26 protein-coding genes are annotated in these 24,650 nt (G+C 61.0%); 16 read left to right on the forward strand and 10 right to left on the reverse strand.

What is annotated here, in order from left to right; genetic code table 11:
• Nucleotides 1–10: 10 nt before the first annotated feature.
• From RlegSU303_RS30555 to RlegSU303_RS30575, 5 genes are all read right to left on the reverse strand, one after another.
• Nucleotides 11–931, reverse strand: coding sequence for an ABC transporter permease (locus RlegSU303_RS30555; protein WP_094088633.1), 921 nt, complete (start codon nucleotides 929–931; stop codon nucleotides 11–13).
• A complete protein-coding gene (locus RlegSU303_RS30560) occupies nucleotides 931–1,779 on the reverse strand; it encodes an ABC transporter permease (RefSeq protein WP_011655186.1) in 849 nt (282 codons plus the stop codon). Before RlegSU303_RS30560 ends, RlegSU303_RS30555 begins: the two co-directional genes overlap by 1 nt.
• Nucleotides 1,779–2,360, reverse strand: a complete 582-nt coding sequence (locus tag RlegSU303_RS30565) for an ANTAR domain-containing response regulator (protein ID WP_094088632.1) — start codon at nucleotides 2,358–2,360, stop codon at nucleotides 1,779–1,781. Before RlegSU303_RS30565 ends, RlegSU303_RS30560 begins: the two co-directional genes overlap by 1 nt.
• The gene (locus RlegSU303_RS30570; RefSeq protein ID WP_094088631.1) at nucleotides 2,357–3,490 is read right to left on the reverse strand and encodes a transporter substrate-binding protein; all 1,134 of its coding nucleotides are present in this window, start codon (nucleotides 3,488–3,490) and stop codon (nucleotides 2,357–2,359) included. Before RlegSU303_RS30570 ends, RlegSU303_RS30565 begins: the two co-directional genes overlap by 4 nt.
• Nucleotides 3,491–3,715: 225 nt before the next feature.
• Complete coding sequence (locus RlegSU303_RS30575; RefSeq protein ID WP_017958074.1) at nucleotides 3,716–4,300, reverse strand: DUF1349 domain-containing protein; 585 nt, start codon at nucleotides 4,298–4,300, stop codon at nucleotides 3,716–3,718.
• A gap of 226 nt (nucleotides 4,301–4,526) precedes the next feature.
• Between RlegSU303_RS30575 and RlegSU303_RS30580 the strand changes: the two genes are divergently transcribed.
• The 6 genes from RlegSU303_RS30580 (at nucleotide 4,527) to RlegSU303_RS30605 (ending at nucleotide 11,643) form a co-directional block, all read left to right on the forward strand.
• Nucleotides 4,527–6,053, forward strand: a complete 1,527-nt coding sequence (locus RlegSU303_RS30580) for an ABC transporter substrate-binding protein (RefSeq protein ID WP_094088630.1) — start codon at nucleotides 4,527–4,529, stop codon at nucleotides 6,051–6,053.
• An 80-nt stretch (nucleotides 6,054–6,133) separates the two neighbouring features.
• Complete coding sequence (locus RlegSU303_RS30585; protein WP_172426377.1) at nucleotides 6,134–7,075, forward strand: ABC transporter permease; 942 nt, start codon at nucleotides 6,134–6,136, stop codon at nucleotides 7,073–7,075.
• Nucleotides 7,075–7,944 carry an ABC transporter permease gene (locus RlegSU303_RS30590; RefSeq protein WP_094088629.1) on the forward strand — a complete coding sequence of 290 codons (870 nt, stop codon included), beginning with the start codon at nucleotides 7,075–7,077 and terminating at the stop codon, nucleotides 7,942–7,944. Before RlegSU303_RS30585 ends, RlegSU303_RS30590 begins: the two co-directional genes overlap by 1 nt.
• A gap of 50 nt (nucleotides 7,945–7,994) precedes the next feature.
• On the forward strand, nucleotides 7,995–8,507 hold the full coding sequence (locus RlegSU303_RS30595) for a RidA family protein (protein WP_231283923.1): 513 nt from the start codon (nucleotides 7,995–7,997) through the stop codon (nucleotides 8,505–8,507).
• Between the two features lie 68 nt (nucleotides 8,508–8,575).
• Nucleotides 8,576–9,772, forward strand: coding sequence for an aminotransferase class V-fold PLP-dependent enzyme (locus tag RlegSU303_RS30600; RefSeq protein WP_131628852.1), 1,197 nt, complete (start codon nucleotides 8,576–8,578; stop codon nucleotides 9,770–9,772).
• Nucleotides 9,773–9,807: 35 nt separating this feature from the next.
• Nucleotides 9,808–11,643 (forward strand): ABC transporter ATP-binding protein, encoded by a 1,836-nt coding sequence (locus tag RlegSU303_RS30605; protein ID WP_231283924.1) that lies wholly within the window; start codon nucleotides 9,808–9,810, stop codon nucleotides 11,641–11,643.
• A 31-nt stretch (nucleotides 11,644–11,674) separates the two neighbouring features.
• On the opposite strand, the gene RlegSU303_RS30610 is transcribed toward RlegSU303_RS30605, so the two are convergent.
• Nucleotides 11,675–12,889 carry a polyhydroxyalkanoate depolymerase gene (locus RlegSU303_RS30610; RefSeq protein WP_131628921.1) on the reverse strand — a complete coding sequence of 405 codons (1,215 nt, stop codon included), beginning with the start codon at nucleotides 12,887–12,889 and terminating at the stop codon, nucleotides 11,675–11,677.
• Between the two features lie 123 nt (nucleotides 12,890–13,012).
• Between RlegSU303_RS30610 and RlegSU303_RS30615 the strand changes: the two genes are divergently transcribed.
• The 3 genes from RlegSU303_RS30615 (at nucleotide 13,013) to RlegSU303_RS30625 (ending at nucleotide 15,153) form a co-directional block, all read left to right on the forward strand.
• Nucleotides 13,013–13,666, forward strand: coding sequence for a glutathione S-transferase (locus RlegSU303_RS30615; protein ID WP_026158397.1), 654 nt, complete (start codon nucleotides 13,013–13,015; stop codon nucleotides 13,664–13,666).
• Between the two features lie 115 nt (nucleotides 13,667–13,781).
• Nucleotides 13,782–14,600 (forward strand): bifunctional allantoicase/(S)-ureidoglycine aminohydrolase, encoded by an 819-nt coding sequence (locus RlegSU303_RS30620; protein ID WP_017958082.1) that lies wholly within the window; start codon nucleotides 13,782–13,784, stop codon nucleotides 14,598–14,600.
• Between the two features lie 19 nt (nucleotides 14,601–14,619).
• Entirely contained in the window at nucleotides 14,620–15,153 is a 534-nt protein-coding gene (locus tag RlegSU303_RS30625) for a GNAT family N-acetyltransferase (protein ID WP_017958083.1), read from the forward strand.
• 421 nt (nucleotides 15,154–15,574) lie between these two features.
• Here the strand turns inward: RlegSU303_RS30625 and RlegSU303_RS30630 are convergent, their stop codons facing one another.
• Nucleotides 15,575–15,943, reverse strand: a complete 369-nt coding sequence (locus tag RlegSU303_RS30630) for a winged helix-turn-helix transcriptional regulator (protein WP_168278805.1) — start codon at nucleotides 15,941–15,943, stop codon at nucleotides 15,575–15,577.
• Between the two features lie 100 nt (nucleotides 15,944–16,043).
• On the opposite strand from RlegSU303_RS30630, the gene RlegSU303_RS30635 reads away from it, so the two are divergent.
• Complete coding sequence (locus tag RlegSU303_RS30635; RefSeq protein ID WP_168278803.1) at nucleotides 16,044–16,790, forward strand: NADPH-dependent F420 reductase; 747 nt, start codon at nucleotides 16,044–16,046, stop codon at nucleotides 16,788–16,790.
• A 165-nt stretch (nucleotides 16,791–16,955) separates the two neighbouring features.
• Here RlegSU303_RS30635 and RlegSU303_RS30640 read toward each other — a convergent pair whose 3' ends face one another.
• On the reverse strand, nucleotides 16,956–17,948 hold the full coding sequence (locus RlegSU303_RS30640; RefSeq protein ID WP_222373069.1) for a LacI family DNA-binding transcriptional regulator: 993 nt from the start codon (nucleotides 17,946–17,948) through the stop codon (nucleotides 16,956–16,958).
• 254 nt (nucleotides 17,949–18,202) lie between these two features.
• On the opposite strand from RlegSU303_RS30640, the gene RlegSU303_RS30645 reads away from it, so the two are divergent.
• The 6 genes from RlegSU303_RS30645 to RlegSU303_RS30670 all read left to right on the forward strand — a co-directional run bounded on the left by RlegSU303_RS30645 (nucleotide 18,203) and on the right by RlegSU303_RS30670 (nucleotide 23,396).
• The gene (locus RlegSU303_RS30645) at nucleotides 18,203–19,111 is read left to right on the forward strand and encodes a sugar ABC transporter substrate-binding protein (protein ID WP_409999626.1); all 909 of its coding nucleotides are present in this window, start codon (nucleotides 18,203–18,205) and stop codon (nucleotides 19,109–19,111) included.
• Nucleotides 19,112–19,240: 129 nt separating this feature from the next.
• Nucleotides 19,241–20,362, forward strand: a complete 1,122-nt coding sequence (locus tag RlegSU303_RS30650; protein WP_131628858.1) for an ABC transporter permease — start codon at nucleotides 19,241–19,243, stop codon at nucleotides 20,360–20,362.
• A 2-nt stretch (nucleotides 20,363–20,364) separates the two neighbouring features.
• Nucleotides 20,365–21,165, forward strand: a complete 801-nt coding sequence (locus RlegSU303_RS30655) for an ATP-binding cassette domain-containing protein (protein WP_072641721.1) — start codon at nucleotides 20,365–20,367, stop codon at nucleotides 21,163–21,165.
• A gap of 25 nt (nucleotides 21,166–21,190) precedes the next feature.
• Nucleotides 21,191–21,988, forward strand: coding sequence for a TIM barrel protein (locus tag RlegSU303_RS30660; protein WP_131623572.1), 798 nt, complete (start codon nucleotides 21,191–21,193; stop codon nucleotides 21,986–21,988).
• 29 nt (nucleotides 21,989–22,017) lie between these two features.
• Complete coding sequence (locus RlegSU303_RS30665; RefSeq protein ID WP_131623570.1) at nucleotides 22,018–23,040, forward strand: Gfo/Idh/MocA family oxidoreductase; 1,023 nt, start codon at nucleotides 22,018–22,020, stop codon at nucleotides 23,038–23,040.
• Nucleotides 23,041–23,072: 32 nt separating this feature from the next.
• Nucleotides 23,073–23,396, forward strand: a complete 324-nt coding sequence (locus RlegSU303_RS30670; RefSeq protein WP_131623568.1) for an RpiR family transcriptional regulator — start codon at nucleotides 23,073–23,075, stop codon at nucleotides 23,394–23,396.
• A gap of 101 nt (nucleotides 23,397–23,497) precedes the next feature.
• Here the strand turns inward: RlegSU303_RS30670 and RlegSU303_RS30675 are convergent, their stop codons facing one another.
• Both RlegSU303_RS30675 and RlegSU303_RS30680 read right to left on the reverse strand, forming a co-directional pair.
• Nucleotides 23,498–23,716, reverse strand: coding sequence for a hypothetical protein (locus tag RlegSU303_RS30675; protein ID WP_131623566.1), 219 nt, complete (start codon nucleotides 23,714–23,716; stop codon nucleotides 23,498–23,500).
• 60 nt (nucleotides 23,717–23,776) lie between these two features.
• Nucleotides 23,777–24,622: a pirin family protein gene (locus tag RlegSU303_RS30680; RefSeq protein ID WP_222373068.1), complete on the reverse strand. Its 846-nt coding sequence runs from the start codon at nucleotides 24,620–24,622 to the stop codon at nucleotides 23,777–23,779.
• Nucleotides 24,623–24,650: the final 28 nt, after the last annotated feature.

Consider the following 24,650-nt stretch of genomic DNA (forward strand, 5'->3'; position numbering starts at 1 on the left):
TTGGTTGCTGTCAGCGTGTGCGGATGCGCGGATCGATGACCGGCGCGACGAGGTCGGCAAGCAGGTTGCCGATGATGATGGCAAGTGCCGAGGTCAGGGTGACGCCCATGATGATCGGGATGTCGACCTGCTGGATCGCCTGCCAGGCGAGCTGGCCGATGCCGGGCCAGCCATAGACCGCCTCGACCACGACCACGCCGCCCATGAACTGGCCGATATCGATGCCGATCATGGCAATGATCGGCAGCACCGCGTTTGGCAGTGCATGGCGCAGGATGACTCGCTTCGAGGAAAGACCCTTGGCGCGCGCCGTGCGGACGTAATCCTGGTTCAGCACGTCGATCATCGACGAGCGCACCATCCGGGCATACCAGCCGGCGCCGCAGATGCCGAGCGTTACGGCAGGCAGGACGAGATGCGAGAAGCTGCCGTAGCCACTCATCGGAAACCAGCCGAGCGTTGCCGCCAGCAGGTAGAGCAGCAGCAGGGCGACGAGGAACTGCGGCGCCGAGGTGCCGACGAAGGAGGCCATCATCACCATACGGTCGACGAAGCCGCCGCGGCGCATGGCGGCGATGGTGCCGAGCGTCAGGCCGAGCACCACCTCGACGAAGATGCCGGCAAGCATCAGCGTCAGCGTCGCCGGCAGGCGGGCGGCGATCAGCGTCCAGACATCGGTTTTCTGTGCATAGGAGCGGCCGAGATTACCGTGCAGCAGATTGCCGAGATAGGTGCCGAACTGGACCAGCAGCGGCTGGTCGAGGCCGAGTTCGTGGCGGATGTTGGCGACCGTCTGGGCCGTTGCACTGCGGCCGGCGATCATGCGGGCCGGATCGGCCGGAAGAGCGTAGAGCAGCACGAAGGTGATTGCCGCGACACCGAGCAGGATGAGAGCCGCCTGCGCCAGCCTGCGGAGCATGAGTGATGCCATCAGCCCCTCCCGCGCTGGGTCGGGTCGAGAATGTCGCGCAGCGCGTCGCCCACCAGATTGAAGGAAAGCGCCGTCAGAAGGATGATCGCGCCCGGGATGAAGACCAGCCAGGGGGCGGCCTGGAAATAGCTTTGGCTCTCGAAGATGATGTTGCCCCAGGAGGGCTGCGGCGGCTGGACGCCGACGCCGAGGAAGGAGAGTGTGGCCTCGAGCAGCACGGTGGTGGCAATGCCGAGCGTTCCCCAGACGATTGCCGTCGGCATAAGGTGCGGCAGGATATGCATGAAGAGCACGCGCATATGGCCAGCGCCGAGCGAGCGCTCCGCCATGATGAAATCGCGCTCCACCAGGCCGCGAGTCTCGGTATAGACGATGCGGGCGACCTGCACCCAGTTGACGAGCGCGATCACCATGGCGACGATCCAGAGGCTCGGCTTCAGCAATGCGGCAAGTACGATGGCGAGCAGCAGCGCCGGAAAGGCCATCATCAGATCGGTGAAGCGCATCAGGATGTTGCCCGGCAGTCCGCGGAGATAACCGGCGACGATGCCGACGAAGAGACCGATCGTCACCGCGATGCCATTGGCGACAAGGCCGATGATCAGCGAGGTGCGGGCGCCGAAGAGCAGGCGCGAGAAGAGGTCGCGGCCGAGCGTGTCGGTGCCTAGCAGATAAGGACCGCCCGGCGGCAGCGGCGCGCCTTCGAGCGAAAGGCCGTCAAACATCTGCTCGTCTGGACTGAACGGCGCGATCCACGGCGCTGCGATGGCGAGTCCGATGACGAGCGTGACGACGATCAGGCCGAAGAGCGCCGTCGGCTGGCGGATCATCTGTTTCAGCACATGCATCAGCCCGCCTCCGGCAGAGGCTCGGCACCCGCCAGAATGAAAGCCGATATCTGCTCCATCGGCAGGCGGCGGCGCATGGCGCAGTTGCGCAAGATTGCGTAAGCGCTCTCCTCGTCGATGCCGTGTGCGGCCCGAAGCTTTTCGACGGCGGCGTGAACGAGCGGCCGCAGCCGGACGCGCTCTTCGAGATATTGCAGCTTTTCAGCGGTCGCCTTGCGCTCCCGATGAATGGAGACGGCCATGACAAGCGCCGGATAGACGGCCGAGGTGGCGATCGGCTTGGCGATGATCGCGCCGGCGCCCTGTCCGAGCGCCCAGGCGATGCGGCCGGGCGCTTCCGAACCAAGCAAGGCGACAACGGGGCAGGCAGGCGTTTCGCCGTTCCAGGGCAGCAGATCGTCCCAGCCCTGATCGGCATCGACGATGACGAGATCAGGCAGTGCCACGGCCGGAAGCGGCGCCCATTGCAGCGTTGCGTAGATGCCGAGCAGGCGAAGCTGGCGGATCAGCCTTTCGGTGTTGCCGTCCTCGCGATGCAGGACCATCGCCTGCCAGCCGGTGAAATTGGGTGTCTCCCTCATGACACCACCCTCAGCCGCGGAAAGGCCTGCCGGTTGCGGCCGGTCAGATAGGGGTCGGCGGCGAGCGGCGGCCGCGAGGCGACGACATCGAAGCCGTTGTCGGCGTTGATCCGGCCGAGATGGAAGGGTAGGGCGGCATGATTGGTCTCGCGGTCGATCGCCAACGCGCCGAACAGGGTCGGCCAGGATCGATTGTGGAGCTCGCGCCGGACGGCGTCGGGCTCGTCACCGCCGGCAGCGACGATCGCGTCGACGCAGAGCCGGACGGCCGTATAGGCGCTGGCAAAGACGCTGGAGACACGTCGCTCTGCGCCGTGACGCTCAGTGACGCTGGCCTTGAAGGCGGCATTCTCGGGGGTCGCGATACTGTCGAAATAGGAAGCGGCGCAAAGCTGGCCGGCAGCAGCTCCGGCGGCGATATCGTCGAGCTCGCATTCCATCAGGTCGCAGCTGACCACCGGGCAGTTTTCCGCGCGAAAGGCCGGGTCGCGATCAGCGAGGGCCTTGATCGCCTCCAGGAAGGCGTAGCTCGAGGGGCCGATCAGATTGTTGAGGATGAAGCTCGGGCGGCGTTGCGCGATCTCGGCGACGATGCGTTCGACGGCGGTCTCCTCGAGCGGAAGATAGCGTTCGCCAAGTACTTCGCCGCCGGCATTGGTAATGAGTTCGCGGGCGAGCCGGTTCATCTCCCAGCCCCAGACATAGTTGGCGCCGACGAGATAGGGCCTTGCGCCGTAACGCGGGATCAGGTGCTCGAACAACGGCAGCAGATGCTGGTTGGGGCAGCCGCCGACATAGATGACGTTCTCGTTGGCCTCGAAGCCTTCATAGGGGCACATATACCAGAGCAGGCCGTCATGTTTTTCGACGAGCGGGATGACTTCCTTGCGTGCCGCAGATGTGATCGTGCCGACGATATGGCGGCAGCCGGCGCGCAGAAGATGGCGCGCACCGTCCAGATAGGCGGCAAGATCGGCATGTGGATCGAAGAAGATGGGCTCGATCGCCAGCCCTTCGACGCCGGCATATTCGGCCATCGCGAAATCGGCGCCGTCGCGCGCGTCGCGGCCCATCGAGCCGTAAGGCCCGGTGGTCGAAAAAAGGATGCCGATTTTCAGCGCGTCATTCATGAAGTGACCACATCAAAAACCCCACGACGCTGGTCCCATCGAGCGATGAGGCGTCATGGGGCGAAACTGCCCGGAGACTATCGGAGTCATGTCAATGCGGCTGGCCTTCTGCCTAATCCGCAGGCCTGAGTAAAATACAGGCAGCTTGTCTTTGTCAAGGGTGCGGCGCTGCACTCGCAGTCATTTGATCTTGTTCTTTCGGTAGAGCAGCCAAAGGTCGCTCTTCTAGCTCAAGTCATGCAGATCGGTGGTAATCGCCGGGCCGATCGAGAATTCGGAAAAGCGGACCGTCAGTCCGCTGCGCTCGGGCGTGCAGGCCGTGGGTCCGACCTCGTAGTGATCGGCAGCCGGGAAGGGGGCGAGCCGCAGCAGCGGCCAGAAGCTGCCGTCGCGCGAAGCCTGGATGCGCATCGCGCCGTTGGCGACGGTGACGCGGATGCGGAAATCTTCCAATTCCTTGAAGGGTTGCGCCACGGACCAGTCGGACTTGCCGTCGGTGACGACGGTGCTGAGGAAGGCTTCGCCGTCTGTGAATTCGACGCCTGTTTTCACCCAGCGTCTCTCGTCGATGCGCACCATCAGGCCGGCCTGGTCGTAGAGCGTGCGGAATTCGCCGCGGACGCGGATCTGTGCGGTGAAGCTGTCGGTGGTGGGAAAGGCGAGGAAGTGGCCGCTGTCACGGGTGAAGCCGTAATGGGTCTCCCGCCAGAAATCGGTCTTCTCATCGGTGGTCAGGGTGAGGCCGGTTTCGGTCGCCTGCCAGTGTGCCGGCTCGTTCAGCCATTTGCCGTCGTTGAAATCGATGCTCATCCTGTTCTCCCGTTCCGTTGAAGCCTCACTGGAGGGCGATTGACACACCTTGGTATAATGCGCGGTCTTGTTGCAGGCGGGCGCAGCCAAAGATTGTGTGTTTTTCGGCGTCTCGGTATCCGCCGAGCGCATAATCCGTCGCTCCTGCTTGACAGGATCGATCCATCTCCTATTCTGTTACAAAAAGATGAATTACATAATTGTGGAACTAAACGGGAGTCCTCACATGAAAACACTGGTCGCATTCCTTCTCGGCACCGCGCTCGTCGCCCTGCCTTCGACGCTCCTTGCCCAGGAAAAGGGCGGCGTCATCAATGTCGCGACGATCGGCGAGCCGCCGACGCTCGATCCGATGTCGTCGACGGCCGATCTGGTCGGCATCGTCACCCAGCACATTTTTGAAACGCTCTACACCTTCGACAAAGGCTGGAACGTCACGCCGCTTCTGGCCGAAAGCCTGCCTGAGATCAGTGCCGATGGCAAAACCTATACGATCAAGCTCAGGACCGGCATCAAGTTTCACGACAATAGCGACATGACCTCGGAAGATGTCGTCGCCTCGCTTGGCCGCTGGATGAAGATCGCCTCGCGCGGCAAGCAGGTGGCCGGCTTCATCGATAAGGTCACCGCCGCCGATCCGGCGACCGTGACGATCACGCTGAAGCAGCCCTATGCGCCGCTGACCTCGCTGCTCGCCTTCAACAATTCGGCCGCGATCATCATTCCGTCCGAAAAGCAGGACGAGCCGATGAAGGACTTCATCGGCACCGGTCCCTATATGCTGAAGGAGCGCAAGGCCGACCAGTATATTCAGCTCGTCCGCTTCGACGGCTACAAGTCACGTGAAGGCGACAGCAATGGTTATGGCGGCGCCCGCCACCAGTATCTCGATGAGATCCGCTTCGTGCCGGTGCCGGATCCGAACACCCGCGTCGAGGCAGCCGTTTCCGGCCAGTACGACTACGTCGACTCAATCCCGGTCGAATCCTACGACAAGCTGAAGGCCTCTACCGCCTCGCAGCCGATCATCCTGAAGCCCTTCGGTTATCCCGTCTTCGTCTTCAATACGAAGGAAGGTATTGCTGGGAATGTCGAGGTCCGCAAGGCGATCCGTCAAGCGCTCAGCATGGAGGATATGCTGGCTGCGGCCTTCGGCAGCACGGATTTCTACGCGCTCGACGGCGCCATCTATCCAAAGACCTTTGCCTGGTCGACGGATGCCGGCGTCGAGGGCGCCTATAACGTCGCCGATCCGGAAGGGGCGGCCGCCGCCGCCAAGAAGGCCGGCTACAATGGTGCGCCGATCCGGATCCTGACCAGCCGCCAGTATGAGTTCCACTACAAGATGGCGCAGGTCGCCGCCGAATATCTGAAGCTTGCCGGCTTCACCGTCGATATGCAGGTTGTCGACTGGGCGACGCTGACGCAGCGCCGTACCGATCCGAAGCTTTGGGATATCTACATCACCCATAGCCCCTTCCTGCCGGAGCCTGCTCTCATCGGCTCGCTCTCGACCAGCTCGCCGGGCTGGTGGGATACGCCGGCCCGCAAGGCCGCCGTCGATTCCTTCACCTCGGAAGTCGATCCGAAGAAGCGCGTGGCGCTCTGGGCCGACGTCCAGAAGGCGATCTATGCCGACGCCCCCTTCATGAAGATCGGCGACTTCAACGCCGTTTCGGCAGAATCGACCAAGCTTGAAGGCGTCGATCCGGCTCCGTGGCCGTATTTCTGGAATGCTTCGATCAAGAAGTAAGCATCGCCACCGATACCGGCCATTCCTGGTCGGTATCGGTCTTCTTTTTTGCAGCATCTGCAAAGGTTTGCCAGGGATTCATGATACGCTACATCCTCCAGCGCCTGTTCGGCATGATCGTCGTGATGTTTCTCGTCGTCACGATCGTCTTCGTCATCGTGCGCGTGACCCCGGGCGATCCGGCCGCCGTCATGCTCGGGCCGGATGCGACACCGCAGGATATTGCCGACCTCAGGTCCCGGCTCGGCCTCGATCAGTCGCTCGGCCTGCAATATGTCTATTATATCGGCCAGATGCTGAGAGGTGATCTCGGCCAGTCTATCTTCCTCAACATGCCTGTCACCTCGGCCTTGCTCGACCGGGCCGAACCGACCTTCTTCCTGACTTTGTTTTCGCTCGCAATCGCCACCATCATCGCCCTGCCGATCGGCATCTATGCCGCTTATCGGCGCGGCTCCTTCGTCGACCAGGCGGCAACGACGCTTGCGATGTTCGCCGCCAGCATTCCGAGCTTCTGGCTCGGCCTGATCCTGATGCAGGTCTTCGCCGTCAGGCTCAACCTCTTCCCGGTCTCGGGTTATGGCGGCCCGGGCTCGACCTTTCTCGATCGGATGTATCATCTGACGCTGCCTGCCTTTGCGCTTGGCATCGTCTCCTCGGCGCTGATCCTGCGTTTCACCCGCGCGTCGATGCTCGACGTGCTCGGCGACGATTATATCCGCACGGCGCGCGCCAAGGGGCTGATCGAGCGCCGGGTCATTCTCAAACACGCGCTGAAGAATGCGCTGATCCCGATCCTGACGGTAATCGGGCTAACGGCAGCGGTGCTGATTTCAGGCGCCGTCGTCACCGAGACGGTCTTCGGCCTGCCGGGTGTCGGCAATCTCGTCGTCTCCGCGGTGCTGCGCCGCGACTATCCCGTCATCCAGGGCGCGCTGCTCGTTATCGCCGCTCTCTACGTGCTGATCAATTTTGCGATCGACATGCTCTATCTGCTGATCGATCCGAGGGTGCGCTACTGATGGCCGACATCGCAATCAAATCAGTCGAAGGCGAGGGCAGCAAATTCGTCAAGCGCCTGCTGAAGCGCAAGACGGTCGCCTTGGGTCTGCTGATCCTGACGATCTTCGTGCTTCTGGCAGTCTTCGCGCCTGTTGTCGCGCCCTATTCGCCGTCGAAGCTTTCCATCGTCAATCGGCTGAAGCCGCCGAGCGGCACCTTTTTCTTTGGCACAGATGAGTTCGGCCGCGACGTCTTCTCGCGAACCATCTTCGCCGGCCGCCTGTCGCTGCTCGTCGGTGTTGCGGTCGTGACCTTGTCGGCCATAATCGGCGTGACGCTCGGCCTGCTTGCCGGCTTCTTCCAGAAGCTCGATACGCCAATCGCCCGGCTGATCGACGCGATGATGGCGTTTCCGGATATTCTGTTGGCGATCGCGCTCGTTGCCGCCCTCGGCCCGTCGTTGACGACGGTCATCATCGCATTGTCGATCGTCTATGCGCCGCGCCTTGCCCGCATCGTCCGCGCTTCGACGCTGGTCATTCGCGAGCTGCCCTATGTCGAGGCGGCGAGGGCGCTCGGCATCTCGACCTTCCATATCATGACGCGGCATGTGCTGCGCAATCTGCTGTCGCCGATCCTCGTGCAGGCCACGTTTCTCTTCGCCAGCGCAATGCTTGCGGAAGCCGGCCTGTCTTTCCTCGGTCTTGGGGTCAGCCCCGAAATCCCGACCTGGGGAACGATGATCGCCGCCGGCCGGCAGTATATCGGCCAGGCCGACTGGATGACGCTATTTCCGGGTGTCGCCATCATCCTCTCCGTGCTGTCGCTGCAGATGGTCGGCGATGGCCTCAGGGACATGCTCGATCCCAGACTGCGTAAGGATCTTTAATCCGCCGACCAAGCGTCGGCCCAATTGAAATTCGCCAAATCGAAAATTGCATGACAGGAGTTTGCGTGAATCAGTTTCCCACCGCGGCCGGCAAGGTCGAGAACTCGCCTTACGAACGGCTTGCCGCCCTCGGCATTGCGCTTCCGCCCCCGCCGCCGCCGATCGCCAATTTCGTCACGCATGTGATCGAAGGCAACATGCTCTATCTCTCCGGCCAGGGGCCGCGCGAGGCTGACGGCTTCATGCATGCCGGCAAGGTCGGCGGTGGGGTCAGTGTCGAGCAGGCCTACGGCCACGCGCGGCTGACCGGCATAAACCTGCTTGCCGTCATGCAGGATGCGCTCGGTGATCTCTCCCGCGTCAGGCGAGTGGTCAAGCTGCTCGGCATGGTCAATGCCGTGCCTGATTTCGAGGATCATCCAAGCGTCATCAACGGCTGTTCGGATCTGCTGATTGAAGTCTTCGGGCCGGCCGGCGAACATGCCCGCTCTGCCGTCGGCTTCGGCTCGCTGCCCGGCAACATCACCGTCGAGATCGAGGCGATCGTCGCCTTGCACGGCTGACGGGAGCTCGACACAGTTGATCGACCGCACCATGTTTCGTTTTTCGACCCAGAATCCTGGAGATCTCCATGTCCACTGATATCCGCCCGTCGCTTGGCCTTCGCCCTGTCATCAATGTATCGGGCACGATGACCAGCCTCGGCGCCTCGATCGTCGTTCCCGAAGCGATCAGCGCGATGGCATCGATCCTGCCGCACTTCGTCGAGATCAACGATCTGCAGCGCAAGGCAAGCGCCGTCATCGCTAGGCTGACCGGCGGCGAGGCGGGCTTCGTCACCGCCTCCTGCTCGGCCGGCATATCGCTTGCCGTCGCCGGCACGATCACCGGCAACAACCTGCTGGCGATCGAGAAGCTGCCGGATGTGGTGCCGGAGAAGAACGAGGTGCTGGTGCAGATGGGCCATGTTGTCAGTTACGGCGCCCCGGTTGACCAGGCAATCCGGCTTGCCGGCGGCAAGGTCGTGCTTGTGGGGCAGGCGACCTCGACGCACCGCTTCCATATGGAAAACGCCATCACCGACAAGACTGCCGCCGCCGTCTATGTCGTCTCCCACCATGTTGTCGACTACGGCCTGCTGAACCTGAAGGAATTCGTCGAGATCGCCCATACCAGGGGCGTGCCCGTCATCGTCGACGCGGCTTCGGAATACGACCTGCGCATCTTCCTGGAGCAGGGAGCCGATATCGCCCTCTACTCCGGCCACAAATTCCTCGGCGGCCCGACCTCGGGCATCGTTGCCGGCAGGAAGGAGCTGGTGCGCCATGCCTTCCTGCAGAATATGGGCATCGGCCGCGGCATGAAGGTCGGCAAGGAGAGCATCTTCGGCGTGATGGCGGCACTCGAAGCCTGGGAAAACCGCGACCATGCCGGCATCCTGGAGCGCGAGACCGGCTATCTCAACCTGTGGAAGCGCACCCTCGACGACCGCCCTGGCGTCACCGCGCTGATCGAGCCCGATCCGACCAACAATCCCCTCGATCGGCTGCGCCTGATCGTCGATCCCGGGCAAGCCCATATCACCGCATGGGATCTGGCCGATGCGCTTGCCAAGGGCAGCCCGCCGATCATCGTGCGCGATCACGAGGTGGAGCACCGCTATTTCTACCTCGACCCTTGCAACCTGCACCCGGGCGAGGAGACGATCGTCGCGGAGCGCCTGGCGCAGGAACTCGACAAGGCGCGCGCCTCCAACGAGATCATCGCAACGCCGATCGAAAACCGCAGCAGGCACCGCTTCGATGGTGCACTGCGCTGGCCGGATTGATCCGCCGCCGCTCATCTGCCGCAAGAGGAACCGCCATGGCCAGCGCCCAAACCCAACCGATCCAGACGACGACCGACGTTCTTGCCGTCGAAAGGCTGACGACATCCTTCCTGGTGGACGGCGTCTGGAAACCGGTCGTGCGCGACGTCTCCTTCACCGTCGCTCCGGCGGAAACGGTGGCGATCGTCGGCGAATCCGGATCAGGCAAGAGCGTCACCTCGCTCTCGATCATGCGGCTGCTGCAGGCCGATACGAGCCGTGTCGAGGGCCGCGTCATGCTCGGCGGACGCGATCTCCTGGCCTTGCCGGAAAATGCCATGCGGCAGGTGCGCGGCAACGAGGTGGCCATGATCTTCCAGGAGCCGATGACATCGCTCAATCCGCTCTTCACCATCGGCGACCAGATTTCCGAGGCGCTGCTCTGCCATTCCGATATGAGCAGGGCCGATGCCAAAGCCGAGACGATCCGGCTGTTGGAAAAGGTCCGCATCCCGTCTGCCGCCTCGCGCTTCGGCGAATATCCGCATCGTTTTTCCGGCGGCATGCGCCAGCGGGTGATGATCGCCATGGCGCTCGCCAGCCGGCCGAAACTGCTGATCGCCGACGAGCCGACGACGGCGCTCGACGTCACCATCCAGGGCCAGATCCTCGATCTCATCAAGATGCTGCAGGACGAGGAGGGGACCTCCGTTCTGTTCATCACCCATGATATGGGTGTCGTCGCCGAGATCGCCGACAGGACGGTAGTGATGTATCGCGGCGAACAGGTGGAAAGCGGCGCCACCGCCGATATTTTTCACCGCGGCAAACATCCCTATACGAGAGCGCTGCTTTCAGCCGTGCCGGTGCTCGGCTCGATGCAGGGCAGGCAAAGGCCGCTGCGCTTTCCCGTGGTCAATACCGCAACGGGTGAATCAGACATTCCCGCCGAGGTCGCCGATACGGTGGCGGCGACACCGGTCCTGCAGGTGAAGAACCTTACCAAGCGCTTCGACATTCATTCCGGCCTGTTCGGCCGGCTGACCAGCCGGGTGCACGCAGTCGAAAATGTCTCCTTCGATCTTCATGCCGGCGAGACGCTGTCGCTCGTCGGCGAATCCGGCTGCGGCAAATCGACGACCGGCCGCGCCATCATGCGGCTGATCGAACCGCAGGCAGGGTCCGTTCTCGTCGAGGGAAGGGAGGTGCTCGGCCTCGACAGGAAGGATCTGCGCGAGATGCGCAAATCCGTGCAGATGATCTTCCAGGATCCTTTTGCCAGCCTCAATCCGCGCATGACGGTTGGTGCTGCGATCGCCGAACCCTATCTCGAACACAAGATGGGCAATTCAAAGCAGGCAAAAGACGTCGTCGCCGATCTTTTGGCGAAGGTCGGCCTATTGCCGGAGATGGCCGCGCGCTATCCGCATGAATTTTCCGGCGGCCAGCGCCAGCGCATCTGCATCGCCCGCGCGCTCGCCCTGCAGCCGAAGGTCATCGTTGCCGATGAAAGCGTCTCGGCGCTCGACGTCTCGATCAAGGCGCAGGTCATCAACCTGATGCTCGACCTGCAGCAGAGCCTCAATCTTGCCTTCCTGTTCATCTCGCACGACATGGCGGTGGTCGAACGCGTCAGCCATCGCGTCGCCGTGATGTATCTCGGCGAGATCGTCGAGATCGGCCCGCGGGCCGCGGTCTTTGAAAATCCGCAGCATCCCTATACGAAGAAACTCATCGCGGCAGTGCCCGTGCCCGATCCGGACCGTCGCCACGAAAAGCGGATGGTGGCGAATGACGAGATCAAGAGCCCGATGCGCCCGGTCGACTATCAGCCTGCAAGCACGTCTTATCGCGAAGTCGGGCCGGGCCACCTGGTCATGGCCGATCGGTAGACTTGCCATCGCGTTTCGGATCTGACGGGCGCTATTCCATCGCCAGAATCATGTTGCGCACGACGGGGTAGATTTCCCCCTCCCAGCGGCGGCCGCTGAAGACGCCGTAATGCCCGACATTGGCCTGAAGATGATGGCGCTTCAGATGCGGGCGCAGTGCACGACAGAGATCGTGCGCGGCCGACGTCTGGCCGAGCGCGCAGATGTCATCGCGGCCGCCCTCAACGGTCAAAAGTGCCGTGTTGCGGATCTGGCCCGGGTCGACCTTGCGGCCATGGTGGGTGAGGTCGCCGGTCGCGAGTTCCGCCTTCTGGAAGACGCGTTCGATGGTTTCGATGTAGAATTCTTCGGTGAGGTCGAGCACGGCGAAATATTCGTCGTAGAACTTCTTGATCTTGCCGGCTTCGGCCGTCTCGCCCTTCGCCAAATGGTCGTAGAGCCTGCGATGGGCGTCCTGGTGGCGCTGCATGTTCATCGACATGAAGGCGACGAGCTGGAGGAAGCCGGGATAGACCCGCCGCCCGGCGCCCCGATAACGCCAGGGAACGCCGGTGATCAGCGAGCTCTCGAACCAGGCGAGCGACTTCGATACGGCAAGTTCGTTGACCTTCGTCGGGCTCTCGCGCGGATCGATCGGCCCGGCCATCAGCGTCATGGTCCGCGGGGTGGCGGGATGCCGCTCTTCCGACATCACGGCAACGGCGGCCAGCGCCTGTACGCAGGGCTGGCAGACGGCGAGGATATGAGCGCCGGGGCCGATTTCCTCCAGGAAATGCATGATATAATCGACATAGTCGTCCATGCCGAAGCGTCCGGCCGACAGCGGCACGTCGCGGGCGTTCGCCCAGTCGGTAATATAGACGTCGTGATCGCGCAGCAGGGTCTGCACTGTGCCGCGCAGGAGCGTCGCGAAATGGCCGGACAGCGGGGCGACGACCAGCACCCGCGGCCGCTTTGCATCGGTGTCCGTTGCAAAGCGCAGCAACGTGCCGAAGGGCATGTCGAGTACGGTCTCGACGGTGACCGGCACCACGCGATTGCCGATCATGACCGAGTCTATGGCGAAATCCGGACGTTGGTGGGTGATCTCGAAGCGTGAGATCATCTCCAGTGCGGCGGCGAAGTGCCGTCCCATTTCGCTGCCGGATCCCCAGAGCGCTGTCGCGGAGAAGATCTGCAGGCGCCGCGCCAGATCGCGGAGCGGCGCGATGAGATCATCCTGGAACTGATAGGCCTGGTAGAGCATGGCCGAAATCTCCCGCACTGCCGCATCGATGCGGCGGTGCAAAAAATGCTAGTGGAATATGTCCTGCCATGCGAGAAGATTATCGAGGAAGAAGCAACATTGTCCGACAAGGATACGAGCCCGATGTCGCAAGCTGCACTGACGATTTCCTCGAAGAACTACTCCTCTTGGTCTCTGCGCGGCTGGTTGCTGTGCCGGATGGCGGGACTGGACTTCGCCGAAGTGCTTGTGGAGATGGATGACGAGGCGCGCCAGGAACTGCTGCTGCTTTCACCATCGGTTCTGGTGCCGAGGCTGACCCATGACGACGTGACGGTCTGGGACACGCTGGCGATCGCCGAATATCTCCACGAAGTGACGCCCGCTGCCGGGCTCTGGCCCGCCGAGCGGGCGGCGCGCGCGCGCTGCCGGTCGGTCTCGGGCGAGATGCATTCGGGTTTCCATAACCTGCGTTCGGCATTGCCGATGAACCTCAAGGCGCGGCATGCGAGCTTCAAGATATTCTCGGGCGCGCGGCCCGATGTCGAGCGCGTCAAGGCGATCTGGACCGAATGCCTCGAGGCAAGCGGCGGGCCGTGGCTTTTCGGGACCGCGCCGACCGTGGCCGATGCGATGTATGCGCCGGTCTGCACCCGCTTCCGCACCTATGCGGTGGAGCTCGAACCGCAGCTCGAAGCCTATGTCGAAACGGTGCTGTCCTGGCCGCTGATGGGCGAGTGGACCGAAGGCGCGATGGTCGAGCCGGACGAGATCGTCGAACTGGAAGTCGAGTTCTGACGGAAACCCGGCCGGGCGGCTCCCCATCGATTTTCACGGGCCGAATTAAGAGTTGCCTGGAAGGTGAGCGGCGCATAAAGCAGATGCAGTGCCACATGCCGCGAAGCCTGGACCGATGAACAGAGATTATTATTCCAAACTCGGCGGATTGCCGCCGCAAACCGAGCTGCTTTCCAGCAAGGCCGTCTTCACCACAGCCTATGCGGTCATCCCGCGCAGCGTCATGACCGACATCGTCACCAGCGTCCTTCCGCATTGGACGGGGACACGGGCATGGGTTCTCTCCCGGCCGCTCTCCGGTTTCTCCGAGACCTTCTCGCAATATGTGATGGAGGTTCAGCCCGGCGGCGGAAGCGATCGGCCGGAGCCCGACAAGCGGGCCGAAGCGGTCCTGTTCGCCGTCGAAGGCGAGATGACGGTGGAGCTCGATGGCGTCAGTCATGCGCTGCGCTCCGGTTCGTTCGCCTATATTCCGGCGGGTTCGGTCTGGCGCCTGAAAAACAGCGGTTCGACGGCGGCAAAATTCCACTGGATTCGAAAGGCCTTTCAGGAGGTCGAGGGGCTGGAGCCGCCGCCGGCGATCCTCACGCATGAGGACCAGCACCCCATCTCGGCAATGCCGGACACAGACGGACGCTGGGGGACCACCCGGTTCATCGATCCGGCCGATGTCCGCTACGACATGCACGTGAATATCGTGACTTTGGAGCCGGGTGCCGTGATCCCCTTCATGGAAACCCATGTCATGGAGCATGGTCTCTATGTGCTGGAGGGCAAGGCCGTCTATCGGCTGAACCAGGATTGGGTCGAGGTCGAGGCCGGAGACTTCATGTGGCTGCGCTCCTTCTGCCCGCAGGCATGTTACGCCGGCGGCCCCGGCCGGTTCCGCTACCTGCTCTACAAGGACGTCAACCGTCATATGACGCTCTGGTAGGATCTATCGCAGAGGGACGATGAGGCTCGAAAGCGAACGTCTGATTTTGAGACCCTGGCGACCGCAAGATCGCAAGCCCTTCGCTGCGATCAATGCCGAGCCCGACGTTGTCAGATATCTCAATCCTCTGACCGACGAACAGTCGGATGCGATGCTCGACCGTATCGACCGGCACTTCGAGGATCATGGCTGGGGGTTTTGGGCGCTGGAGGAGAAGGCAAGCCGCCAGTTGATCGGCATGTGCGGCCTCGCCAAGATTTCACCTGCTTTGTCATTTGCCCCGGCAGTCGAAATCGGTTGGCGGCTTTCAGCCTCTCGGCACGGCGCCGGATATGCGCGCGAGGCCGCGGAACGGTCTCTCGACTTTGCGTTCAACGAGCTGAAGCTTGACCGCGTCGTCAGCTTCACAGTGCCCGCAAACAGCAATTCCTGGGGTTTGATGACGCGACTGGGGATGAGCCGGATCGGGGAGTTCAATCATCCCAATTTCGCCGAGGGGCATCCATTGCGTCATCACGTGCTTTACGAGCTGCGATCACCAAACAGTATTTGAAGCCAGGCGCCTTTCGACATCAACTGCTACGAGCGGCTCACATATTAAAAACTTATAGTTGCAAAAGTGGCGTAATCTATCTTATGGAACTGAGTAGTTGTACAGGCGTACGCGCGATCGGCGAACTGCATTTCTTATACTATGCTTTTCATCGCGATCACGCGACCGTCTGTTCACCGTTGATGACCAGTCACCATCAACCGTAGCGCGGCCTTCTTTGGCTGGTCGGCTGTTATCTGGTTCGAAGCGAGTGTGAATGTCCTGTTCCAGATATTGGCACTGGCAGCGCTCGCTTACGGCGTTCTCACGGCCGCAGCCGTTCTTCAGCGTCGAATGTTCTTCCAGGAACGAGAACCTACCGGTCACGCCACTCGATAAATAGATCGGCGTCCAGATCTGCGGACTTCAATCCTTCGCCGTTTCAGTCACCATTCATGCCAGCGCGCCGCAGTAGAGCCCAGTCGATCAATGCTTCCATCGCCGGACCGAGCGCGACGCCAAGGCTGCTTAAGCTGTACTCTACCCGTGGGGGCACCTCCGGATAGACGGTTCGTACGATTATTCCGTCTTTCTCCAGCTCTTTCAGTTGTTGGATGAGCATTTTCTGGTTCACGCCATTGACCCGCCGTTCCAGCTCAGAAAAGCGGAGGGGACCATGCGCTGCAAAGAGCTGGCAGATGATGACAGTCTTCCACTTGCCCTCGAGAACCCGCAGCGCCTCACTGGTCGCCGCAGCCCATACCTTTCGCTGCTCGGGATCCTGGCAGTTCCAGTCGTGCTCAGTGCGCATACATACCTCAATCGGCAGTAACACACCAAAAGGTGGGTTCTTGCCTGTTTAGCTATCTGCTCCTATTTCCATTAGTACAGAAATACGGAAGGAATAACATATGAAAATCGGCATCTTTGGCACCGGCAATATCGGCGGTACCCTCGCACGCAAGCTCGCCGCCGCAGGGCATGATGTCAGGATCACCAATTCAAAACCCTCCGAAAAGCTCAACGCATTCGCTGCTGACATCGGCGCCACCCCGGTTGATGCACAGGGCGTGGTGGATGGCGCTGATATGATCATCTTGTCGATCCCATTCCCGGCCGTTGCAGAGCTTCCGCAGGATCTATTCGCAAATCTTCCCGCCAACGTCCTGGTCGTAGATACGGGCAACTACTATCCTGGCATGCGCGATCCGCACATTGCCGCGATCGACGACGGATTGCCGGAAAGCGTCTGGGTTTCGAACCAGATTGGCCGCCGCGTTATCAAAGCCTTCAACAATATTCTGGCTGCGACCCTTGCCGATGGCGGGCGTCCGGTCGGTGCACCCGATCGCATTGCAGCTGCCGTTGCGGGCGACGACGAGGCTCAGAAAAGAATCGTAATGGGCATCGTGGACGAGGTCGGTTTCGATCCCGTCGATTCAGGGTCTCTCGATGAGTCCTGGCGCCAGCAGCCGTCGACGCCCGTCTATTGCTGCGACTGGAACGTCGAGAAGACGCGCAAGGCCCTTGCTCAGGCCGTCAAGGGAAAGGCCGCTGCAACGCGGGATAAATTGCCCGAACAATTCGCGGCACTCGGCCCCAATCCAAAGCACGCCGATGTCATCGCCTCCAATCGGGAGAACAATGCCCCGGCGTAAAGGCAATGAACCAACGACACCGCTCATCAGATACCCAGCGTCTCTAATTTAGCGAGCCTACGCGTTAAAGCGCTCACTTTCTTGAGATATTTGTTTGAACGATGTGGTTCTCCGCCTGCAGGATTTTGCCCGAATCCGTTTTGGTCTATCCTATTGCTTGATCAATCAGGCCGAATCTCTCACCACAAGCTTGCCTTTGAAGTTAACCGTCTCCCTCGGCGCTCTTTCCAGAATCATATCTATTGCCGCTTTGACCATCTGGTCGGTGGGTTGCTCGTAGGTTGTAAGGCCGTATGCCGGTGACGCTGCTGGGGCAGCGTTGTCGAAGCCCACAATGGCGAGATCGTTGGGGACACGTAACCCGAACTCGCTCCGGGCAACATCCATCGCTCCGAACGCGAGGGCATCGTTTTCGCACATGAGAACATCGATCCGGTCTTCCGGCGCGACTTTGGACAGATAGTCCCGGGCGGCCTGCGCGCCGGCTTCTGCGCTGTAGCGCTCGGCAGACATCTCGACGAGCTCGACGCGGCGAGCGGTTCGCCAGAACTCCTTAAAGTTTCTCCGTCTGCCAAGCGCTGTAGACAATGTACGCGCCCCGGCCATAAATCCCGGTCTCCGATACCCCCTTTCCAATAGGTGCTTGCCGATCTCGGCAATCGCCACGACCGCATCGCAGGAGATCGCGGGAACACCTTCGATCTGGCTATCTCGAGCGAGAACAAACATCGGAGGCCCAGCGCGTCCCAGCTTATGATCTGTCAACATCTCGTCCCGAAACGCCGTACCAAAGAGCACGATCGCATCAACCTGCCGCTGGTCGGCATTCAATATGGCGTGCACGTGGTTGTAGTGTTGATTGATATTGATCAACATGGTCACGAGCCCCTCCGCCTGCAGGCTGGCGGTCAGTTTTTCAAGAAACGGAAGCTTGTGCGGGTTTGCGAAGTCATCAACTAGAACCGCGACCTGATGTGTGGAATTGGTGGCAAGGCTCCTGGCCAAGAGGTTCGGCCGATAATTGAGCCGCTCTGCCGCCTCCAGCACTTTGGCTTTGCTTGCTTCCGTGATCGATGCACCCGGCGTAAATGCGCGGATGACCGTCCACTTTGAAACGCCGGCCTCCATCGCCACGTTTTGCGCCGTCGCTCGCTTCATAGTCGAACCTCTCCGTTTCGAAACGTTTATTCCATTTCTGCTGGAATGCGAAATGAATGGTTGATTTCTCTTAGCAAGAATCTTATAGCTATGCACGTTTGCTACCGGTAGCAAAAAATATGCACCCGGTAGCAACTTTGGAGGACGCGCCGTCTGAGGCGTTTTTGGTGGTTCTCGCGCTGGGAGGTGCGGGACACCCTTTGGGAGGAGTTTTTATGAAATCGTTTCTTCGTAAAATCGTGCTGGGCGCTGCCATGGTTGGCGCGCTTGGCGCTGCATCTGGCATTGCCATCGCACAGGATATCAACATCATCGCCGTAACGCACGGCCAGGCCAACGACCCCTTCTGGTCTGTTGTCAAGAACGGGGTGAGCGCCGGTGCCAAGGATGCCGGTGTCAGCATCGATTATCGCGCACCGGAAACCTTCGACATGGTGGCCATGAGCCAGCTGATCGACGCAGCCGTCAACCAGAAGCCAGCCGGTCTGATCGTCTCGATCCCGGATTCGTCCGCCTTGGGCCCGTCGATACAAAAGGCTGTCGCCGCCGGCATTCCGGTCATTTCCATCAATTCGGGCTCCGATGTCTCGAAGTCACTCGGAGCGCTTCTCCATGTCGGCCAGGACGAATTCAGCGCCGGCAAGGCAGCGGGTGAAAAGCTCAAGGAAATGGGCGGCAAGGTTGCCATCTGCGTCAACCAGGAAGTCGGCAACGTCTCCCTCGATCAGCGTTGCCAGGGCTTTTCCGATGGTTTTGCGGGTACCGTTACGGTCCTACCCGTCTCCAACGATCCGGCCGACGTTCGGGCCAAGGTGAAGGCGGCGCTCAGCTCGAATCCCGACATCGACACCGTTATGGCGCTTGGCGCAAGCACGGCCGGTGAACCATCGCTGGCAGCCGTTGCCGATGCCGGCATGACCGGCAAGATCAAGGTTGCGACCTTCGACCTTTCGGCGGACTTCTTGAAGGCGGTCGCATCCGGTGAAGCCGCTTTCGCCATCGATCAGCAGCAGTTCCTCCAAGGTTATCTGCCTGTCGTCTTTCTCGCAAACTATGCGAAATACGGCCTGATCCCCGGCGGCAATGTGCCTTCCGGTCCGAACCTGATCACCAAGGAAAAGGCAGCCCAGGTCGTCGAACTATCGGCAAAGGGCATCCGCTAATCCACGACTGCCGAAAGGCTTGATTGTCGAACACCCTCCGCTTTCGAAGGGGGTGTTCGACAGGCGACGTGCGTCGTGAGGAATGCCCTCGGCGCTTCGGCGAATTGCATCTATTGGGAGGTAAGTATCATGGCTCCGATCGAGCAAAAAATAGGAGATGCGTCAAACTCAGACGAGCGCATCAAACAGGTGGGCTTTCTCACACATATGATGCGTCGGCCCGAGCTCGGTGCGGTTGCTGGCCTCATCCTGGTGGTGACGTTCTTCTTTCTTACCGCAGACCGTTCGATGTTTTCGCTTTCAGGTGTGATGACGATCCTGGCCCCGGCCTCACAGCTGGGAATTCTCGCCATTGCGGCAGCTCTGCTGATGATTGGTGGCGAGTTCGATCTCTCGATCGGCTCCATGGTGGCCTTCGCCGGATTGATCTTCGGTGCTGCCCTGACCAATTTCGGCCAACCGCTCTGGATTTCCATTATCATCACGATGCTGCTTGCAGCCGCCGTGGGCGCGGTGAACGGACAGATCGTGATCAGGACACGGCTGCCGTCGTTCATCGTCACGCTTGCCTTCCTCTTTATTCTGCGGGGTTTAACCCTTGTTGGCCTGAAATGGGCGACAGGCGGCTCAACGCAGCTTCGCGGCATCGGTGCGGTCGTCGGCGACGGTCTCTTGAAGCGCTTGTTCTCAGGCGTCGCCTTCCAGGATCTTTTCAGCTGGCTTGCAGCCCAGGGCCTGATCGAGAAGTTCGACAACGGCGTTCCGAAAGTCACGGGCGTGCCGGTGTCCGTGGTCTGGTTCATCGCCATTGCCGGGCTCGCCACCTGGGTTCTTCTGCGCACCCGGATCGGAAACTGGGTCTTTGCCGCCGGCGGCGATCCGAACGCAGCTAGAAACTCCGGCGTACCGGTCGATCGCGTGAAGACAGGGCTCTTCGCGCTCACGGCCTGCGCCGCCGCGCTTGTGGCCATCATCACAGTGTTGGACGCCGGCTCGACGGACGCGCGTCGTGGCTTTCAGAAGGAATTCGAGGCGATCATCGCTGCCGTGATTGGCGGATGTCTGCTGACCGGTGGTTATGGTTCGGCGATCGGCGCCTTCTTTGGCGCCATCATCTTCGGTCTCGTCTCGATCGGCCTGACCTACACGAAGTTCGACTCGGACTGGTTCCAGGTGTTCCTTGGCTCCATGCTGCTGCTGGCCGTTCTCTTCAACAATTTCATTCGCCGCAAAGTGACAGGGGAGCGCTGATCATGACTGGTAACCAATCGGAAACCGCTCCGCCCGTCATTGAAGTCAAGAATATCGTCAAGCACTACGGCTCCGTCATTGCGCTCTCGGGCGTTTCGATGAAGGTGTCGCGGGGCGAGGTGCTCTGCCTGCTTGGCGACAACGGGGCCGGGAAATCCACACTCATCAAGACGCTCTCGGGTGTGGTCCGTCCCTCGGGCGGCGATTTCCTGGTCGAGGGCAAACCTGTCGCATTCACCAGTCCGCGCGATGCACTCGATGCTGGCATCGCGACCGTCTATCAGGATCTGGCGATGATCCCGCTGATGTCGATCACGCGAAACTTCTTCATGGGACGCGAACCCGTAAAGGGCATTCCTCCGTTTCGCCATGTCGATTTCAAGTATTGCAGCGAGGTGACTCGCGAGGAGATGCACAAGATCGGCATCGATATCCGCGACCCGAACCAGGCGGTCGGCACCCTTTCCGGCGGTGAGCGGCAATGTGTGGCGATCGCGCGGGCCGTTTATTTCGGAGCCAAGGTGCTCATCCTCGATGAGCCGACGTCCGCATTGGGTGTCGCCCAGACCTCCATGGTGCTGAAGTACATCCATCAGGTCCAGCAGAAGGGCCTTGGTGTGATCTTCATTACACACAATGTCCGCCACGCCTTTGCTGTCGGTAACCGCTTCACGGTTCTCAATCGTGGAAAGACGCTCGGCACCTTCGACAAGAGCGAGATTTCTCTCGAGGAACTGCAGAACCTCATGGCCGGCGGCAAGGAACTGCAAGTGATTTCTCATGAGCTCGGCGGGACGATCTGAACAATACAAGCATTGGGAAGCAGAAATGACCATGATCCTAAAAACATCGCCTTTCACGCTCGCAATTTGCGCTGAAATGGTGTTTCGCGCCCTGCCCGTCCTTGATCGGCTGAAACGCATCACCGAACTCGGCTTCCAGGCGGAAATCTGGGACTGGACGAAACACGATATCAAGGCGATCGCAAAGTCCGGTGCCACTTTCTCGTCGATGACCGGATACGTGACCGGCACTTTGGCAGACGAGGAAGGTGCGAATGAGCTTCTGCGCACAGCGCGCCTGTCGATCCCCGTCGCCAAGGAATTGAATTGCCCACGCCTCAATCTGCACGGCACGGGGCTCGATGGACAGGGCCTGCCCGTGGTCAAGTCCGAGGTCGTCACCGGCGCCATGTGGCTGAAGGCGGCCGATACGCTAAACCGTATCGCTGATCTCGGCGAGGAGGAAGGCGTCACCTTCGTGCTCGAAAACCTGAACGAGGCCGTCGATCACCCGAAGACGCCATTTGCCAAGGCTGCCGACACGATTGCACTGGTCGCAGCCGTCAACCGACCGTCGCTGAAGCTCAATCTCGACCTCTACCACGCACAGATCGGTGAGGGGAACTTGATCGAGCTTTGCCGCACCGCTCTTCCACATATCGGTGAAATCCAGGTCGCCGACGTTCCCGGCCGCAAGGAGCCGGGCACCGGCGAAATCAACTATCCGGGAATTGCACGCGCACTGAACGAGATGGGCTACCGCGGGACGATCGGCATGGAAGCCTGGCCATCCGGCGATGACGAGCTGGCGCTTTCCCGTTTCCGCGACGCGTTTTCCCTCTGATCCGACAACAGCATTTTCAGGAGCTTTCCATGCCCGCCCACCGTCCCGTCAATCTCGCTCTCATCGGTGCCGGCCGCATCGGTTCGTTCCACGCCGAAAGCGTCGCCCGGCGCCTGGTTGATGCCAATTTGCTCGCCGTCGCCGATCCGGCGCCGGGCGCTGCCGAAAAACTGGCGGCAGCGCTCGATGCACCCAAAGCTTATACCAGCGTGTCGGAGCTCCTCGTCAATCCGGAGATCGATGGCGTCATCATCGCCACGCCGGCGCGTTTCCACACGAGCGTCGTCGTGGAAGCCGCGCGGGCCGGAAAAGCGGTCTTCTGCGAAAAGCCGATGGCGCTGACGCTCGAGGAAGCAGACGAGGCTATCGCTGTCACAAAGTCTGCGAAGGTGCCGCTCCAGGTTGGCTTCAATCGACGTTGGGACCAGGCTTTTTACGAGGGCCGCGCAGCGATCGACGCTGGCAAAGTTGGTTCCGTCCAACTTCTTCGCTCGTTGACGCGAGACCCGGGTCCCTACGACGGCAATCCGGAAAAGACGCCGCTGTGGACGATCTTCTATGAGACGCTGATCCACGACTTCGACACGCTGCTGTGGCTGAACCCGAAAGCAACCCCGATCGAGGTGACGGCGATTGCCGATGCGCTCGTGGTGCCGGACTTTGCCAAAAAGGGTTTTCACGACACCGCCGTCGTCACCATCCGCTTCGACAACGGTTCGATCGCTGTGGCGGAGGCGAATTTCTGCGCCATGTACGGCTACGACATCCGCGGCGAGGTCTTTGGCTCCGGGGGCATGGTGACGATGGGTGACGTGCGCCGTTCCTCGATGACGCTCTACGACAAGAACGGAGTTTCGAACGATACCTGGCGGCGTGACACGGATCACTTTGTCCACGGTTACACCGCCCAGCTCGCCTCCTTCGTCGAGGCCATAAGGACGGGCACCGTCACTGGCCCGACCGGTGAAGATGCCCGCAATGCGCTTGCCATCGCGCTCGCCTGCATCACGTCGGTTACCGAGCGCAGGACGATCCAGCTTTCCGGTCTCTAGGCCGGATCGCAAAAGACGGAGTGTGCCAAGAAATGCCGCAGCATATCCGCAGTCTGAACAGCCCGCCGGCAAGTTTCGAAGAGCTGAAGTCGGCCATCGCTTCCCGCCACGTCACCTTCCCTCTTCGCGTCGAGAATGTGGCGAAGAGGGTCCTGGCCAAACCGGAACTCATGGCCTTTGGTAGCACGACCTCAATCGCGGACGACTGCGGCGTGTCCGTCTCTACGGTCATGCGCTTTGTTGCGCATATCGGCTTCCACGAAATCGCGCAGGCACGCGCAATTTTCAGAAATGAGTTGCGCCGCCGCCTGTCTGTGTTGCCCGGGTCGGGTACGAAAAACGGCAGCGATGGGTAGATGCCTGTCGCCGCTGGCGCATTCATTAGTGCGTTATCTGCCAGCGCAACCCGATCTGTCGGAGTTGCCAGAGATATCGATTATTCTCGGAAGGTTGTCGGTCAGGTCGTTCGTCCAAGGGTGGAAAGTGCGTCCTGCAGTCTGAGCGTCGCCAGCGCCTCGGTTGCCTCATCCGAAGACCATCCCGCTTCCAGCGCCGCAGACAGGACCAGCGATTCCGTTTGCAGCTCAAGCTTCTCATAAAGCGGCTCGATGGCTTCGCGGGCTGTTACAACGTGCTGGTCTGGTGGGGTGATGGGTGTGGCGGCAACCGTAGGCATGAAATGCTCCTCCTATTGAACGCTAAGGTTCGAAACCCGTTAGGGGCATCCTTGTTCCATTCATATCGCCTTTTCGGTCTTTGAGCGGCGATGCGAAAGATGACGACGCCACATATGGCGAAATTTCCTCCATCGCAGGAACGCGCGAATGATGATTGCCGGCGGGATCTTCTTGTGGTCGCCGACAGTCCCCTGCATGGTGATAGATGCGTTCGGGTCGAGCAGAAACGCGACCAACGTGCTTGCACTCTGCGCCTCTACTTCGAGCTTGTCATCCGATAAATGCAGCCCCTGCTCGCCTTCGGCGAACGTCTGCCTATCGACGACAACGGAACCGCTGAAGACGTAGAAATAGAGGTCTCGGCCTTGTTTCTGCGGGAATTCCACCCGTAGGCCTGCGTCCAGCCGCATGTCGAAGAAGTCGATCGCGCTGCGGACATAGAAGGGCGCGCCCTCCCCTTCCGGCCCGACCAGGTGCCGCCAGACGTTTGCCGCGGCAGCCGGCATCGGCCCGTGCTGGATCTTCGGCTCGAGATCGACCGCATAAGGGCGAACGAGGATCTGCAGCATTCGCAGAGGCGGATCGGATGCCAGCGTCTCTTCGGAATGCCAGAAGCCGACCCCGGCATTCATCACCATCAGATGATCGCGGTCGATCACCAGTCGGCCCGCGACCTTGTCGTCGTGACGCATGACGCCTTCGGGCACCCAGGAAATGATCTCATCGTTTCTGTGCTCGTGCATGGCGATCAGGCGGCCAGGATCGAGGATGGATTCAACGACCATGGCGAGAGGGCCGTGGCCGTGATCAGTCGGCTTGCGCCTCAACCAGCCCGGCATGTTGACATGTGCGACGAAGCCTCCCGCATCCCGCACCACGAATGTTCGTGCGCTCTTGAGCAGCATTGCATCCTCCATGCTTGCAAGGCAGTGA

The organism is Rhizobium sp. SU303 (assembly GCF_021052345.1).
Taxonomy (GTDB): domain Bacteria; phylum Pseudomonadota; class Alphaproteobacteria; order Rhizobiales; family Rhizobiaceae; genus Rhizobium; species Rhizobium laguerreae.

Coding starts and splice junctions, on each gene's coding strand:
- RlegSU303_RS30555 (WP_094088633.1), bottom strand. CDS start 931: ATGGCATCACTCATGCTCCGCAGGCTGGCGCAGGCGGCTCTCATCCTG.
- RlegSU303_RS30560 (WP_011655186.1), bottom strand. CDS start 1,779: ATGCATGTGCTGAAACAGATGATCCGCCAGCCGACGGCGCTCTTCGGC.
- RlegSU303_RS30565 (WP_094088632.1), bottom strand. CDS start 2,360: ATGAGGGAGACACCCAATTTCACCGGCTGGCAGGCGATGGTCCTGCAT.
- RlegSU303_RS30570 (WP_094088631.1), bottom strand. CDS start 3,490: ATGAATGACGCGCTGAAAATCGGCATCCTTTTTTCGACCACCGGGCCT.
- RlegSU303_RS30575 (WP_017958074.1), bottom strand. CDS start 4,300: ATGAGCATCGATTTCAACGACGGCAAATGGCTGAACGAGCCGGCACAC.
- RlegSU303_RS30580 (WP_094088630.1), top strand. CDS start 4,527: ATGAAAACACTGGTCGCATTCCTTCTCGGCACCGCGCTCGTCGCCCTG.
- RlegSU303_RS30585 (WP_172426377.1), top strand. CDS start 6,134: ATGATACGCTACATCCTCCAGCGCCTGTTCGGCATGATCGTCGTGATG.
- RlegSU303_RS30590 (WP_094088629.1), top strand. CDS start 7,075: ATGGCCGACATCGCAATCAAATCAGTCGAAGGCGAGGGCAGCAAATTC.
- RlegSU303_RS30595 (WP_231283923.1), top strand. CDS start 7,995: ATGACAGGAGTTTGCGTGAATCAGTTTCCCACCGCGGCCGGCAAGGTC.
- RlegSU303_RS30600 (WP_131628852.1), top strand. CDS start 8,576: ATGTCCACTGATATCCGCCCGTCGCTTGGCCTTCGCCCTGTCATCAAT.
- RlegSU303_RS30605 (WP_231283924.1), top strand. CDS start 9,808: ATGGCCAGCGCCCAAACCCAACCGATCCAGACGACGACCGACGTTCTT.
- RlegSU303_RS30610 (WP_131628921.1), bottom strand. CDS start 12,889: ATGCTCTACCAGGCCTATCAGTTCCAGGATGATCTCATCGCGCCGCTC.
- RlegSU303_RS30615 (WP_026158397.1), top strand. CDS start 13,013: ATGTCGCAAGCTGCACTGACGATTTCCTCGAAGAACTACTCCTCTTGG.
- RlegSU303_RS30620 (WP_017958082.1), top strand. CDS start 13,782: ATGAACAGAGATTATTATTCCAAACTCGGCGGATTGCCGCCGCAAACC.
- RlegSU303_RS30625 (WP_017958083.1), top strand. CDS start 14,620: ATGAGGCTCGAAAGCGAACGTCTGATTTTGAGACCCTGGCGACCGCAA.
- RlegSU303_RS30630 (WP_168278805.1), bottom strand. CDS start 15,943: ATGCGCACTGAGCACGACTGGAACTGCCAGGATCCCGAGCAGCGAAAG.
- RlegSU303_RS30635 (WP_168278803.1), top strand. CDS start 16,044: ATGAAAATCGGCATCTTTGGCACCGGCAATATCGGCGGTACCCTCGCA.
- RlegSU303_RS30640 (WP_222373069.1), bottom strand. CDS start 17,948: ATGAAGCGAGCGACGGCGCAAAACGTGGCGATGGAGGCCGGCGTTTCA.
- RlegSU303_RS30645 (WP_409999626.1), top strand. CDS start 18,203: ATGGTTGGCGCGCTTGGCGCTGCATCTGGCATTGCCATCGCACAGGAT.
- RlegSU303_RS30650 (WP_131628858.1), top strand. CDS start 19,241: ATGGCTCCGATCGAGCAAAAAATAGGAGATGCGTCAAACTCAGACGAG.
- RlegSU303_RS30655 (WP_072641721.1), top strand. CDS start 20,365: ATGACTGGTAACCAATCGGAAACCGCTCCGCCCGTCATTGAAGTCAAG.
- RlegSU303_RS30660 (WP_131623572.1), top strand. CDS start 21,191: ATGACCATGATCCTAAAAACATCGCCTTTCACGCTCGCAATTTGCGCT.
- RlegSU303_RS30665 (WP_131623570.1), top strand. CDS start 22,018: ATGCCCGCCCACCGTCCCGTCAATCTCGCTCTCATCGGTGCCGGCCGC.
- RlegSU303_RS30670 (WP_131623568.1), top strand. CDS start 23,073: ATGCCGCAGCATATCCGCAGTCTGAACAGCCCGCCGGCAAGTTTCGAA.
- RlegSU303_RS30675 (WP_131623566.1), bottom strand. CDS start 23,716: ATGCCTACGGTTGCCGCCACACCCATCACCCCACCAGACCAGCACGTT.
- RlegSU303_RS30680 (WP_222373068.1), bottom strand. CDS start 24,622: ATGCTGCTCAAGAGCGCACGAACATTCGTGGTGCGGGATGCGGGAGGC.